Origin of the sequence: Halothermothrix orenii H 168 (assembly GCF_000020485.1) — a bacterium.
Lineage (GTDB): Bacteria > Bacillota > Halanaerobiia > Halanaerobiales > Halothermotrichaceae > Halothermothrix > Halothermothrix orenii.
This window is the reverse complement of the sequence record NC_011899.1, coordinates 1996305-2010212: the sequence shown is the minus strand read 5'-3', so window position 1 is coordinate 2010212 and position 13908 is coordinate 1996305. Positions and strand designations below refer to the sequence as shown.

Sequence of the window (13908 nt, the reverse complement as noted above, 5' to 3'; positions counted from 1 at the left end):
AAATGGGAGTGGTGTCAATGAATACCATGGCTAAGGACTTTTTATATACTCTAATTATTTTATTGATATTAAGCTCTATTTTCTGGTTTACCGGGCTTGATATATATATCCAGTCATTATTTTACAAAGAGGATTCAGGCTGGTATTTAAAAGATCATTTTTTCTGGAAAGGTCTTTATGAATATGGACCTGTACCTGCTCTGGCAATATTTTTAATATCCCTGATTTTATTTATTTCAGGGTTTTTTATAAAGGGCCTTAAAAGGTATCGTAAAATAACAATTTTTATTGTCCTTTTGATGTTTATTGGTTCAGGGCTTATAGTAAACTTTATATTTAAAGACCACTGGGGGAGACCCCGGCCGCGTGATATTAAAGAGTTTGGTGGGGAAATGGAATTTGTTCACCACTGGGTAATGGGTAATAGTGGTAAAAATAGTTCGTTCCCATCAGGCCATGCTTCGGTTGCATTTTTTATGTTTTTCCCTTATTTTATATGGCGTAAGCACAAAAAGACAATAGCCCGTTTTTTCCTGGTATTGGGGACAGGGTATGGGTTATTGATGGGGCTGGCCCGGGTGATCCAGGGTGGTCATTTCGCCAGTGATGTTGTCTGGGCAGGTGGTTTTATGTACCTGACAGGGCTTGCCCTTTATTACCTGTTAAAAATGAATAAATCAATTTATTTATAGACTTAAAAGGAGAAATTCCGGTATGAAGAAGATAATAGAACTGTTTATAAAGTTTTCCCTGGTAGGTCTATCAGGGGTTGTGGTCAATATGGCTGTATACTCATCATTGTTATATTTTGATGTTTATTACCTTGTAGCTGCCGTTATCTCTTTTATTGTTGCGGTTACCAATAATTTCTACTGGAACTTTATTTGGACTTTTAAAGGAAGGGCAGCGCATAAAACGGTTGCCAGAAAGTATATCGACTTTTTTGTAATAAGCTTAATTAACTTTGGGGTCAATCTTATTTCATTGAGAATTTTGGTGGAGGCTTTCAGTCTCCATAAAGTACTCGCCCAGCTTGTAGCTATTGGAATTGCTTCTCTATTAAATTTCCTGGGTAATTTATTAATAACCTTTAAAGACAAAAAATGATTATAGAGTATATTTAATTCCTTTTTAACTCAAAATACTACTAACAAGAGTTAAGGAGGAATTTTTTGTGTACATTAATAAAATTGTAAAAGTAATAATGTCTATTATGCTTTCCATGTTGTTGCTGGTATTTATGGTAGGATGTCAGCCTGAAGAACCACGCCAGCCCCAGAAGACAGAGACCAGTGAGTTTGAAGACGGTACCTATACCGGTTATTCTAATGCGACAGAACATGGTTATGCCTGGGCTAAAGTTACAATTAAGGATGATGATATAACTGACGTTAAATTAATGGAGATTACCAGTAAAGGTAATGAGAAGGATTATGAAACTTACCAATATGAACCGTCTGTTAAGGCCCATGAGGAAATGCCGGAGAAGTTTGAAAGGGCTAATTCGGCAGATGTTGAAAATTACTCAGGGGCAACCCACAGTAGTGAAAAATTTAAACAGGCTGTTGAAAGGGCTTTGATTCAGGCCCGGGGGGGATATACTGGAAAGTATTTTGACGGTACCTTCCAGGGGCGGTCTGATAAAACCGAGTATGGTTACGCAGTAGCCCTTGTTACAATAAAGGATGATAAGATAACGGATGTTGAATTAAAAGAGGTTAATGGGGAAGGTGAATGGAAGGATTTCTCCCAGTATGACTGGGAACCGGCCGTTGAAGCAAATGAAGAGATGCCGGAGCGGTTTATTGAAGCCAATTCATATGATGTGGACACCTATAGTAAAGCAACCCAGTCGAGCATTAAATATAAAGAGGCAGTTAAAAGGGCCCTGGAGCATGCCCGGAAAAACCCTGAAAAAGAAGTGAAGTAAATGTTATAATTGTTAAAAAATCTTTGAATAATATATGTAATTTAAAAATCCGGCAGGGTTATATACCTGCCGGTTGTTTTTAGATTATGTAGATACAGAAGTATGTAATCTTACCAGACATAAAACAGACATACAGACATAAAACAGTCAAAAAAATTGGCTGCGGGACCAGGATTCGAACCTGGACGACATGATCCAGAGTCATGCGTGCTACCATTACACCATCCCGCAGCACTCAACTGCATAAAATATATTAACATATTATTATTTGCTAGTCAAGAGAAATTTAAATAATTTTTTTAGGTTTTTTTTACCACATAGTTTTTTGATATTTTAAAGTCTAATTTTCCTTTCCAGGATTTAATAATGTTAATGCTATCATACATAAAGATAACTGCCCTGCACTAGCACATAATAAAAAAATTACCATAAAAAAGAAGGAAATTATAAAAAACAGGAAGAATAATAGTTTTTACGCTAAACTCCTGGGCAATAACCCTGAAAAAATATAGTCGGTAACTTATACTGGTGGAAGAACAAAGATTATTAAGGTAATTAAAATATGCTTAACACTATAAAAACTGTAGCAGAGTAAAATCTGCTACAGTTTTTTGGTGTGCCCGTATGTGTAACTGACCTGGTGAAAGTCCAGAACGGGGGGTTAGTAACGCCAACCGCTAGCTGGCAACATATTCTAAGCACCGTTAATCATTCGGTGAATCGCTACTTACTGGATGGTACGGGTATTTAGTCAAGTTTGTTTTTAACATATTCTAAAGCCCGTTCCAGTCTTTTAATGGCTTCTTCCCTGCCTACCAGTTCCACCAGGGTAAAAAGCCCTGGTCCAAAGGTTCTTCCGGAGAGGGCCAGCCTGGTGGTATGAATCATGCGGGCGGCCTTGACCCCAAGATCTTTACTGCGGGCCCGGTATATTTCTTCAATAGCTTCACGGTTAAAGGGTTCTACCTTTTTCAGGCAATCAATGTCGTTTTCGAGAATAGTGATAGTATCATCTTTCATGAAGTGTTTTTTGACACCCTTTTCATCATATTCAAAGTTATCATCGTAAAAATAACTGATTCCATCAACAAGTTCGACCAGGGTCCGGCTCCTTTCCCGGACAGCATCGATTATTTTATAAAGCCTTTCTTCCTCATCGGTGTTTAAAGGAAAGTTAACAAAGCCAGCCTCTTTGATAAGAGGGAGGGCATGTTTAATAATTTCTTCCAGTGGCAAACTCCTCATATACTGACCATTAACCCAGGTCAGCTTCTTGGTATCATATACGGCCGGGTTTTTGGATACATCGTCCAGTTTAAAATCACGGATAGCCCTGTCGAGGGAGATAATTTCATCATTGTTACCCGGAGACCAGCCGAGTAATAACAGGTAATTAATTAATGCCTGTGGTAGATAACCCTGTTCCATAAATTCGTCCACTGAAGTGGCTCCATGGCGTTTACTGAGTTTTGTCCGGTCCGGGGCCAGGATCATGGGAACATGAGCAAAATTGGGAATATCGTAACCCAGTGCTTTATAGACCATTATCTGTTTCGGGGTATTGGAGAGGTGCTCATCAGCCCTGATGACATGGGTAATTCCCATCCTGTGGTCGTCAACAACACAGGCAAAATTATAGGTAGGTTTTCCGTCAGACTTCATGATTATTAAATCTTCTAACAATCTGTTTTCAAAAGAAACTTTACCTCTGACAATGTCTTTGACTACAGTATACCCTTCATCCGGTGTTTTAAGGCGGACTACTGGCTTGCGACCCTCTTTTTCAAGTTCCTTTCTTTCTTCTTCAGTCAGATTGCAGCATTTTCCTGAATAAATAGCTGGTTCTCCCCGTTTATCCGCTTCTTTTTTCATGTCTTCTATTTCTTCCGGGGTACAGTAACAGTAATAGGCTTTGTCATTTTCTAAAAGGTAATCTATGGCTTTTTGATAAAATTGTTGTCGTTCAGATTGAAAATAGGGGCCATAGTCACCTCCGACTCCAGGGCCTTCATCCCATTCCAGTCCAACCCACTTGAGGGCCTTTATTATCTGTCTTGATGACTCTTCTGTAGATCTTTGGGCATCGGTATCTTCTATCCTTAAAATAAAGTCACCGTTATTGTGACGGGCAAAAAGCCAGTTAAATAATGCTGTTCTCACCCCACCTATATGTAAATCTCCAGTTGGACTGGGGGCAAACCTCACTCTAACTTTATCTGGCATGGGAAACAACCTCCTTAGTTATTCTGAAAGCTATTATATCAAAATGGTTAACCTAACACAAGAAAATACATTAATGTATAATTAAACGACATAATTTATATTCTTGCATAACTATAGATTTTCATGTATACTATAGTTTAATAGAAAATCAGTTGCAACTGTTTTTTAGAAAGAGTTTTTAAATAAACAAGGGGGTTTTTTAATGAAAAAATTATCAATTATATTAGTAACACTGTTACTGGTAATGCTGGCAGGGATAGGTGTGTCTGCTGAAAAATATGTAGTGGGGACCAGTGCTGATTTTCCACCATTTGAGTATGTTGAAGACGGGGAATTTGTTGGTTTTGACATGGATTTAATAAGGGCCATTGCAGAGGTTGAGGGTTTTGAAGTAGAGATTAGAGATATGAGTTTTGATTCCCTGATTGCAGCCTTGAAAAGCGGTAATATTGATATTGCAATTGCCGGTATGACCATAACTGAAAAGAGGGAAAAGGTTGTTGATTTCTCTATTCCTTACTATACGGCAAACCAGAGTGTAATTGTTAAAGAGGATTCTGACCTTAATTTAACAGTGCTTTACGGTGACAATAATGTTGGGGTTCAGACCAGTACTACCGGGGATTTATGGGTAACAGATAATTTAGAAAAGAAAGGTATTTTAACCGGTAAAGTAGTAAGATATGACACCTTTGTTCTGGCTGTAACTGACCTGGTTAATGGAAACCTTGATGCTATTGTCCTTGATAGCCCTGTGGCTGAAAGGTTTGTGGATAGCCATCCCCTGAAGGAAGTTGGAATAATAATTACAGGTGAAGAGTATGGTATTGTCGTTAATGAGGGTAATAAGGACCTTTTAAATAAAATAAATAACGGAATTAAAAAATTACAGGAATCTGGTGTGATATCTAAACTGGTTGGTAAGTATTTTAAATAAGATTTATATATCAAGGGTCCTCTCATGATTAAATTTTCCGGTTATATAAAAATGAGCAACTGGATTAGCATCGAGGCCATTGAGCCTCCTTGCGGTTACACAAGAAAACAATTAACGGTGTCAAAATAAATGTATTAGTGTTATAAGAAAGGGGGAGCAACAATTAATATAACTGGTTTGATGAAGGGTTCCCTCCTCCCATTACTGGAGGGGACCCTGGTTACCATAGAATTGACTATTTTAAGCCTGATTTTAGGGTTAATAGTAGCCGTACCCCTGGCCTTTGGTCAAATTTACGGTAATTTTGCTATAAAATTTCTGGTTTCCATATATGAGCGGGTTGTAAGGAGTATCCCCCTGATAGTTATTTTATTTCTGGTTCATTATGGCCTGCCCAGAGTGGGTATCAGGTTGACCTTTTTTGTTGCCAGTGTAGTTGGCCTGGGATTGAGGAGTGCTGCTTACCAGTCTCAGATATTCAGGGGGGCTATTCAATCCATTGATAATGGTCAAATGAAAGCAGCTTTATCTTTGGGAATGTCAAAACTTCAGGCCTTTGTAACAGTTATTTTACCTCAGGCCATTAGATTGATTATTGGACCCTGGACCAATGAGTTCACTATTGTGTTAAAGGATTCATCCCTGGCATATGCCCTGGGAGTGGTTGAATTGCTGAGACAGGGAAGGTATATTATTTCAACCAGTAATAAACCGATGCCTGTATTTCTGACTGTGGCTGCCATTTATTTTATCCTTACCATAATAGTTAATAGTATCTTCCGGTATACAGAAAGGAAACTGAGTATACCGGGGTTGGGAATAGAGGAGTGATTTAATGAAAACACCGGTTTTACAGGTTAATAACCTCAAAAAAAGCTATGGTTCCCATCTGGTTCTCGATGGTATTTCTTTTTCCCTGAATAAAGGGGAGACCAAGGTTATAATTGGACCCAGTGGTACAGGGAAAAGTACCCTTTTAACCTGTATCAATATGTTAACTCCAGCTGATTCAGGGGAGATTTTCCTGGAAGGTACCAGAGTAACTCAGGAAAATATAGATAAGGTGAGACAGCAGATAGGGTTTGTCTTTCAGGAGTTTAATTTATTTAATCATCTGACAGCCCTGGGGAATGTTATGCTGGGGCTAACAAGGGTTCAGAAAATGAAAAAAGAAAAAGCCAGAAAGGTTGCTTTAAAATGTCTTGATGATGTAGGTCTTAAGGATAAGGCTGACCTTTATCCGGCCCAGCTATCTGGTGGTCAAAAACAACGGGTGGGTATAGCCCGTGCCCTTGCCATGAATCCTAAATTACTCCTGTTTGATGAACCTACTTCGGCTCTGGATCCCGAACTGATCGGGGAAGTTCTTGCTGTTATGAAAAAGCTGGCCAGCCAGGGGATGACCATGCTGGTGGTTACCCATGAACTTGGTTTTGCCAGGTCTGTATCTGATGAAATTATCTTCATGGAACACGGGGAGATTATTGAACAGGGGCCTCCCGAACAAATATTTAATAACCCCAGTATTACACGAACTGGAGATTTCCTGGGAAATATAACCACAATGTATAATGGGGATGGTGGATAATGGTAGATTTTATTCAGCTTGTTATACAATCTTTACCAGACTTAATAAAAGGGTTACAGGTGACAATGTTATTAACCCTGGTTTCCATTGTGTTTGGTTTTATTCTGGGAATTATACTTATAATAGGTAAATTATATGGTTTTAAATTCATTTCCTGGCTCTGTACTTCCTATATAGAAATAATCCGGGGGACACCTTTGCTGGTTCAGCTCTTTATTTTATACTACGGATTACCCCCTTATGGTATTAAACTTACCCCCCTGACAGCTGCTATAATTGGCTTTTCTCTAAATAGTGCTGCCTATCAGGCTGAATACCTCAGGGGGTCGATAAAATCTGTATCAGAGGGGCAGTTGAGGGCAGCCTATTCGATAGGAATGGGAAAGTGGCAGGGCATTTTTTACGTAGTCCTTCCCCAGGCCCTTATTAAGGTGATTCCTTCCTGGACCAATGAATTTATTTATCTTCTGAAATATACATCACTGGCATATATTATTGGAGCCCCGGAGATGATGGCCCAGGCCAAGTTACTGGCCAGCCGAAACTATGAGTATTTTAAAACCTATCTGGTTGCAGCCGGTATTTATTTAATAGTTGTCCTTTTCTTCACTTCTATTTTCAACTGGCTGGAGAAAAAATACAGTATACCCGGTTTTGGCCGGGATTAGACAATACCCGGGAAAACCGGGTATTTTTAATGTCTATGAAATAATATAAAAATGTTTTTTGTGGATAATTACTGTATTAACAATCATTAAAATCTTTCTTATTAATAGCGGAAAGTTAATTTTAATACCGGGCCATCGAGGCCATTGTTTATCTTTTAAATGATTATGAACAGAGGCCAGCTTGCTTTTGTAATCATTCAAAACTCCTTAAATATACAAAAAATAGAGAAAAATATAGAAATTACCAGCTAACTGTTATTGAAGTGTAATGTATCGAAATAACGGGGCTTGCAAATGGAAAAATTTTACATTATAATTAATATAACATAATAGTTTTGATACCTATAAAAATATTTTTGTAACCATAATATAGACAAGCTTTTAAAGAGATTATTCTTCAATGACAAAAGTTGATAATCTAAATAACAATTATTTTAACATAAAACTAATGATATATCCATTGATATATTTTTTATACGTCGTAGACTAATATACTATTAAGGGGGCCGGGTTAATGAAGGTTTTTAGAAGGCGTCTTTTCATTGTTTTGTTCAGTCTGCTTCTGTTGATTTCAGTTATTACTTCTGCAAGGGCCGGGGTGTTGATGCAAGGGTTTTACTGGGATACTCCATATCAGGGAGAGTGGTATGACCATATAGCCTCCAAAGCTGAAGAACTTTCAAATGCTGGATTTACTGCAATATGGTTTCCTTCGCCATGTAAAGGTGATAGTGGCGGTTATTCCATGGGTTATGACGTTTTTGATCATTATGACCTGGGGAATTATTACCAGCAGGGGACTACTGAAACCCGATTTGGGAGTAAAAATGAACTGTTAAATGCAATCAATGCTTACCACAGTGAAGGAATGCAGGTGTATGTTGATACTGTCATGAACCACATGATGGGTGGTGAACAGGAATGGAATCCGAATACAAATTCGTATACATATACCAGGTTTGATTACCCCCACGATACTTTTGAAAAGAATTATAAACATTTTCATCCAAATTATACCCACCCAGATAATGACCCCCCTTATCATAGTAAAGAATTTGGCGAAGATGTCTGTTATTATAATGACTATAACTATATGGGGAATGGGTTAAAAAATTGGGCAGCCTGGTTAAAGAATAATATTGGATTTGATGGGTATAGATTAGATTTTGTTAAAGGTATAGAACCTGATTATATTAAATCCTGGAAACAAACTTCTCCAATGAGTAGTAGTTTTGTCGTGGGTGAATACTGGGATGGTAACAGGGATACCCTGGATTGGTGGGCAAATTATACTGGTTGTCATGTTTTTGACTTTGCATTATTTTACACATTAAAAGATATGTGTAATAGCGACGGCTACTATGATATGAGAGGGCTACAGGATGCAGGGTTGGTGGAAATAAACCCTTACAGGGCGGTAACATTTGTAGAAAACCATGATACAGATGAACATGACCCGGTAACAAAAAATAAATTAATGGCCTATGCTTATATTTTAACCCATGAGGGTTATCCTACAGTATTTTGGAAAGATTATTATGTATATGATTTAAAGGATGAAATAAATAACCTGGTCTGGATACATGAGAACCTGGCCTCAGGAACTACCAGTAATCTTTACGCTGATGATAGTTTGTATATTGCCCAACGAAATGGTAATCCCGGACTTGTGGTCGGGCTCAACGATAGTTCCAGTTGGAAGAGTAAATGGGTTCAAACTAAATGGAGTAATGTTACTTTACATGACTATACCGGACAGGCCGGAGATGTATATGTGGATAGTAACGGCTGGGTAGAAATTTCAATACCACCAAAAGGATATAGTGTCTACTCTCCATATTAATGAGACTTTAAAAGAACCCGGGGTTTCCCGGGTTCTTTATTTTTTAAATTTTGGTTTAAGAAGGATTTTTTTAAAATATATAGAATATTAATTATAAAACATGGATAATTTTTTATTTTTTTATAAAAATGTGGTGAAAGCTGTGGGTAAAAAACAGTATGAGCAGGGGTATACTTTTCTAATAGTTATCTGGGCTTTAGTTATTCTTTCCATTATCTTTGTTAATTTATATGAGGAGGTACAACTCAATAACAGGCTCACAGAATACCGTATATTACAAAACGAACAAAAAAATATACTCTTCTCGGCTGTTAATATAGGAATCAATAAACTAAAGAGAGACAAGACAGAATATGACACCAGGAATGATAGCTGGTTAAAACCGGTTAATAGAAAGATAAAAGGCATAAATTATAAAGTAAAGATAACTGATGTTGGAAGCAGGTTAAATATAAACTATGATAGATTGTCTACTTTAAGGCTATTTTCATGGTGGCCTGAAAGTATTGAAAAGGATTTAAAGGGCAGGGTGATACCTGATATACTTCTGCTGAAAGAAGTATTTGATGAAAGTTATCCAGAGGCCAGCGAACTTTTAACTACATTGGGCCAGTACAATGTAAATACTGACCGGCTTAAAGGTTTTTATATTCTTCTTATAAAATCAGGTATTCGTGATTTCCAGGCTAAATTAATTGTTGATAGCCTCAGGAAGGTTAGAGAAGAGAAATATATAAATAAAGTTGAGCTTTTACCTGTTTATATAAAGGGGCTTGATTTAAATACTTTTGAAAAAATTAAGCCTTTTCTGACGACAGAGGGGAGAGTTAATATTAATATGGCCCCTGAAGAGGTAGTCGAGGCAATAATAAGGTCCCTGGACATAAATCCTGATTTAAAGGAAAATTATATAAACAAGATTTTAGAATACCGGGAAGTCAGGGGTTTTAAGAATATAGACATGCTTGACAAAATAATTGCCAGGCAGGACCGATTAAAACTGGAAAAATACTTTGGTGTAACTTCAAGTTATTTTCTAATAAAAGTAGAAGTTACCCGGGGGCCGGTTATACAGACAGCTGAAGCCCTGGTTCATCGGAGTGAAGACAGGGATAATAAAGGTTATAAAATTCGTATCTTAAGATGGTATGAAAATGTTAGTTACAGGCAGGTTAGATCACAATAAAGTGTAGAGGTGCTTTATATTGACTAAAAAGTCTTTAAACTATATTTATATTTTATTAATACTTGTATTGCTTGGTAGCATTTTTAATTTATGGATGGTGACAACAAAAGATAAGAAGGTTTCCGGGGAAGTCTTTTTGCAGGAGAATAATTTAAAGGAAATTAAATTGTCTAAAAAAAATCTTCAGAGGGCCGGGGTTACTGATTTAAAAACCAGGCCTGATAATTCTATTAACGATAAAACTTCAAAACATGACCGGAGTATTAATTATACGAAACAAACTTTTACAAAACCGAATGTGAGTAAATTGACCTGGGTTGAAGACTTAAATAATTTATTTCCGGTAAAAAAGGGGCTTGACAAGGAAGAAAAAAAAGAACCTGTTTCAAAACAGGTCATAAAACAGGTTGAAAATATCAAAGCAGATGGTGAAAAGGATAAAAGTATTAAACATTCTTTAATTCTCCTGGCAATTCTGAAAGGTGGGGTTAACAGGGCTATCGTTCTGGATGAGGCCTCAGGTAAAACCTTTATAGTCTCTGAGGGGGATATATTTAATAAATATAAAGTATTAACAATTAAAGATAATGGGGTTATTTGTTCGGTTAACGAGAAGAAAGTTAAGTTAAATTTTGACCGGAAAGACTGGTAAATATATAATTAATTTCTTTTTGGTCTAATATTGTAATGATTAATTAATATTGTGGTGATTAGAAAATGGATAAGACAAACATGGATTACGAAAATATTAATAGTCTAGAGGTCAGTGAGATAAATAATTTTTATATAGACAATAAGTTAATCAGAAATTTCCCTGGCTCAACTTTAAAAGAAAACAGGCTAATTCCCCTGACCAGACATGGTGACACTGTAGTAGTTATTTCCGATAATTACCCTCCCCCTGAGGCAATCAATGACCTGGAAGTATATACAGGGTTTAAAATAGATGTCAGGTTAGAAAAATCTCATGTGGTTCAACAGCTTGTAAATGAACACCTTAAGGCTCCGGTGGATACAGTAGAAGATATGCTTGATGATAATAATTTGCGGGGTCTGGATGATTTCAAGATCCTAAAAATTGATAGCCGGGTTGAAAACCTGGAGGATTTAGCCCAGGAAGCCCCAATAATCAGACTGGTTAATGCCATCATCACTACTGCCTTGAAGAAGGGAGCAAGTGATATCCATATTGAACCCTTTGAAGACAAATTAAGGTTAAGGTACAGAATAGACGGTGTTTTATATGAGAATCCTGCCCCGCCACTGGAGTTGTTACCGGCTATCATTACCAGGATAAAAATTATGTCTGAATTAAATATTGCTGAAAGACGGCTTCCTCAGGAAGGTAGAATCAGAATCAGGGTATCGGGTCGGGAGCTTGATATAAGGGTGTCTATTATTCCTGCTCTCCATGGGGAAGGAGTTGTCCTCAGGTTACTTGATAAAGCAGCCCGGTTACTTGATATCAAAAACCTCGGCTTTAGCGAGGCTATGTTAAAAAGGTATTTGAACCTTATTAATATTCCTCATGGCATTATTCTGGTGACAGGTCCGACCGGAAGTGGTAAGACAACAACCCTTTATGCAACCTTACAGTATTTGAATTCATCAAGTCGAAAGATAATTACCATTGAAGACCCGGTTGAATACCAGTTAGAGGGAATTAACCAGATACAGGTAAAACCGGAGATTAACTTCGATTTTGCCTCTGGTCTACGATCTATTTTGCGACATGATCCCGATATTATTATGATAGGTGAAATCAGAGATGTGGAAACAGCTAAAATTGCCATTCAGGCAGCCCTGACAGGCCATCTGGTCCTGGCAACTCTCCATACCAATGATGCTGCCGGTGCTGTCTCGAGATTACTTAATATGGGGGTTGAAGATTACCTGCTGGCAGCAACCCTGAAAGGGATACTGGCCCAACGTCTTGTCAGGGTTTTATGCCCCAGGTGTAAGGAGTCCTATCAACCTACATCTTCAGAAGTTAACCTGATTGATGATGATGTAGAGTTATTATACCGTCCGGCGGGTTGTACCTTCTGTAATAATATAGGTTTTAAGGGGCGGACGGGTATTTATGAATTATTAACTGTAACCCCCCAGATTGAATCAATGATTGTCCAGAGGGCCAGCTCAAGTGAGATTAAAGAAGAGCTTAAAAAAACAGGTTATACCAGTCTGTTCACCGACGGTTGTATCAAGGTAAAAGACGGTTTAACTTCCATAGATGAAGTGGTCAGGGTTACAACCCAGTAATGATTGAAGGCAGGTTAAGGTAGGTGGTCAGTATGGCTGAATTTATATATGAAGCGTTGACGGAAAATGGAGAAGTTACCACCGGGAGTATTAAAGCCCGAAGCCGGAAAGAGGCCCTTGAACTGCTCAATGATAGAAGACTATATCCGGTTAGTCTGGGTTATGTACACAGTAAGCGAAATACTGAAGAGGAACAAAGAAGTAAGTCCACAGGACTTTTGTTTAACTACGGTAATAAACAGGACAACTTAATTTTGTTTACCCGCCAGCTGGGGAATATGTTGGGGGCCGGGATTCAATTGAGTGAAGCTGTAAGGGTCATTGGTTCCCTTTTAAATCCGGGTGAATTTAAAGATATTGTTCTGATAATTTATGATTTATTAAAAGAAGGGCAGGAATTCAGCCATATCCTGGAGAGGTTTCCCCGGATTTTTTCCAGTGCCTATATAAATATGATCAGGGCCGGTGAAGAGAGTGGTTCCATCGGGGTTGTCTGTCGTAGAATTGCCGGGCATCTGGAGGAGAGTCGGAAACTAAAAAGATTTGTAATATCGAGTTTGATATATCCAGTTGTATTATTTTGTGTATCTGTTATTGCTATTATTGTCATGTTTGTTTTTGTATTACCGCGTTTTCTGGATATTTACCGGTATTATGGACATTCCCTCCCCTGGACCACTGAACTACTTTTGAATATTAATCGGTTTCTCTCTGACTATGGATTATATTTAATATTTTTTATAATTATGTGTCTGGTCACTATCTGGTTTTATTACAGGAGTGAAGGAGGGAAACACCACCTTGATAATTTAATTCTTAAAGTTCCCCTTGTAAAAAGGTTAATTCTTTTATTATATACTGCCAGAATTGCCAGAAACATGGGAATTATGCTTGAGAGTGGAGTCCCATTATTAAAGGCAATTGATATAGCCAGTTCTGTTACGGGGAATGAGATATTTCACCAGGCCTTACAGGAAGCCCGCCAGGCAGTTAAAAAAGGGGGTCATTTGTCGGGGGCCCTGGACAGAAGTGGTATGTTTCCAGAACTTTTTGTTTATATGGTCGGGGTTGGGGAAGAGACGGGAAAATTAACAGAGATGTTGTTAGATGTTGCCCGGAATTTTGAGGAAGAATACAGGGAGCTCTTACAAAGGTTTATGAAGTTATTTGAACCGCTATTAATATTGTTTATGGGACTGGTTATTGGGTTTATTGTTATATCCATGTTACTTCCCATTTTGGGAATTAATACAATAACTTTTTAGGGGGGT

13 protein-coding genes and 1 tRNA gene are annotated in these 13908 nt (G+C 37.7%); 12 read left to right on the top strand and 2 right to left on the bottom strand.

Annotated elements, in window-relative coordinates; all coding sequences use genetic code 11:
* Nucleotides 1–17 precede the first annotated feature (17 nt).
* The 3 genes from HORE_RS09755 to HORE_RS09745 all read left to right on the top strand — a co-directional run bounded on the left by HORE_RS09755 (nt 18) and on the right by HORE_RS09745 (nt 1930).
* The gene (locus tag HORE_RS09755; RefSeq protein ID WP_015923599.1) at nt 18–692 is read left to right on the top strand and encodes a phosphatase PAP2 family protein; all 675 of its coding nucleotides are present in this window, start codon (nt 18–20) and stop codon (nt 690–692) included.
* 22 nt (nt 693–714) lie between these two features.
* Nucleotides 715–1107: a GtrA family protein gene (locus HORE_RS09750; RefSeq protein ID WP_015923598.1), complete on the top strand. Its 393-nt coding sequence runs from the start codon at nt 715–717 to the stop codon at nt 1105–1107.
* 67 nt (nt 1108–1174) lie between these two features.
* Entirely contained in the window at nt 1175–1930 is a 756-nt protein-coding gene (locus HORE_RS09745) for an FMN-binding protein (protein ID WP_015923597.1), read from the top strand.
* Nucleotides 1931–2087: 157 nt separating this feature from the next.
* Here HORE_RS09745 and HORE_RS09740 read toward each other — a convergent pair.
* Together HORE_RS09740 and gltX are read right to left on the bottom strand one after the other, a co-directional pair.
* A tRNA-Gln gene (locus tag HORE_RS09740) sits at nt 2088–2161 on the bottom strand.
* A 516-nt stretch (nt 2162–2677) separates the two neighbouring features.
* Nucleotides 2678–4153 (bottom strand): glutamate--tRNA ligase, encoded by a 1476-nt coding sequence (gltX, locus tag HORE_RS09735; protein WP_015923596.1) that lies wholly within the window; start codon nt 4151–4153, stop codon nt 2678–2680.
* A gap of 202 nt (nt 4154–4355) precedes the next feature.
* Between gltX and HORE_RS09730 the strand changes: the two genes are divergently transcribed.
* The 9 genes from HORE_RS09730 to HORE_RS09690 all read left to right on the top strand — a co-directional run bounded on the left by HORE_RS09730 (nt 4356) and on the right by HORE_RS09690 (nt 13902).
* Nucleotides 4356–5090: a basic amino acid ABC transporter substrate-binding protein gene (locus tag HORE_RS09730; RefSeq protein ID WP_015923595.1), complete on the top strand. Its 735-nt coding sequence runs from the start codon at nt 4356–4358 to the stop codon at nt 5088–5090.
* Between the two features lie 180 nt (nt 5091–5270).
* Entirely contained in the window at nt 5271–5921 is a 651-nt protein-coding gene (locus HORE_RS09725) for an amino acid ABC transporter permease (RefSeq protein WP_015923594.1), read from the top strand.
* A 4-nt stretch (nt 5922–5925) separates the two neighbouring features.
* Nucleotides 5926–6678, top strand: coding sequence for an amino acid ABC transporter ATP-binding protein (locus tag HORE_RS09720; RefSeq protein ID WP_015923593.1), 753 nt, complete (start codon nt 5926–5928; stop codon nt 6676–6678).
* Nucleotides 6678–7346: an amino acid ABC transporter permease gene (locus HORE_RS09715; RefSeq protein WP_015923592.1), complete on the top strand. Its 669-nt coding sequence runs from the start codon at nt 6678–6680 to the stop codon at nt 7344–7346. The genes HORE_RS09720 and HORE_RS09715 overlap by 1 nt, the downstream gene beginning before the upstream one ends.
* A 514-nt stretch (nt 7347–7860) precedes the next feature.
* Nucleotides 7861–9189 carry an alpha-amylase gene (locus HORE_RS09710; protein WP_015923591.1) on the top strand — a complete coding sequence of 443 codons (1329 nt, stop codon included), beginning with the start codon at nt 7861–7863 and terminating at the stop codon, nt 9187–9189.
* Between the two features lie 142 nt (nt 9190–9331).
* Nucleotides 9332–10375 carry a type II secretion system minor pseudopilin gene (locus tag HORE_RS09705; RefSeq protein ID WP_015923590.1) on the top strand — a complete coding sequence of 348 codons (1044 nt, stop codon included), beginning with the start codon at nt 9332–9334 and terminating at the stop codon, nt 10373–10375.
* 94 nt (nt 10376–10469) lie between these two features.
* Nucleotides 10470–11027, top strand: coding sequence for a hypothetical protein (locus tag HORE_RS09700; RefSeq protein WP_167935783.1), 558 nt, complete (start codon nt 10470–10472; stop codon nt 11025–11027).
* 65 nt (nt 11028–11092) lie between these two features.
* Nucleotides 11093–12637: a type II secretion system ATPase GspE gene (gene gspE / locus HORE_RS09695; protein WP_015923588.1), complete on the top strand. Its 1545-nt coding sequence runs from the start codon at nt 11093–11095 to the stop codon at nt 12635–12637.
* Nucleotides 12638–12669: 32 nt separating this feature from the next.
* On the top strand, nt 12670–13902 hold the full coding sequence (locus HORE_RS09690; protein WP_015923587.1) for a type II secretion system F family protein: 1233 nt from the start codon (nt 12670–12672) through the stop codon (nt 13900–13902).
* Nucleotides 13903–13908: the final 6 nt, after the last annotated feature.

Bases quoted from the DNA above. Each gene is read 5' to 3' on its own strand.
- HORE_RS09755 (WP_015923599.1), top strand. From the start codon at position 18: ATGAATACCATGGCTAAGGACTTTTTATATACTCTAATTATTTTATTG.
- HORE_RS09750 (WP_015923598.1), top strand. From the start codon at position 715: ATGAAGAAGATAATAGAACTGTTTATAAAGTTTTCCCTGGTAGGTCTA.
- gltX (WP_015923596.1), bottom strand. From the start codon at position 4,153: ATGCCAGATAAAGTTAGAGTGAGGTTTGCCCCCAGTCCAACTGGAGAT.
- HORE_RS09730 (WP_015923595.1), top strand. From the start codon at position 4,356: ATGAAAAAATTATCAATTATATTAGTAACACTGTTACTGGTAATGCTG.
- HORE_RS09725 (WP_015923594.1), top strand. From the start codon at position 5,271: ATGAAGGGTTCCCTCCTCCCATTACTGGAGGGGACCCTGGTTACCATA.
- HORE_RS09720 (WP_015923593.1), top strand. From the start codon at position 5,926: ATGAAAACACCGGTTTTACAGGTTAATAACCTCAAAAAAAGCTATGGT.
- HORE_RS09715 (WP_015923592.1), top strand. From the start codon at position 6,678: ATGGTAGATTTTATTCAGCTTGTTATACAATCTTTACCAGACTTAATA.
- HORE_RS09710 (WP_015923591.1), top strand. From the start codon at position 7,861: ATGAAGGTTTTTAGAAGGCGTCTTTTCATTGTTTTGTTCAGTCTGCTT.
- HORE_RS09700 (WP_167935783.1), top strand. From the start codon at position 10,470: ATGGTGACAACAAAAGATAAGAAGGTTTCCGGGGAAGTCTTTTTGCAG.
- gspE (WP_015923588.1), top strand. From the start codon at position 11,093: ATGGATAAGACAAACATGGATTACGAAAATATTAATAGTCTAGAGGTC.
- HORE_RS09690 (WP_015923587.1), top strand. From the start codon at position 12,670: ATGGCTGAATTTATATATGAAGCGTTGACGGAAAATGGAGAAGTTACC.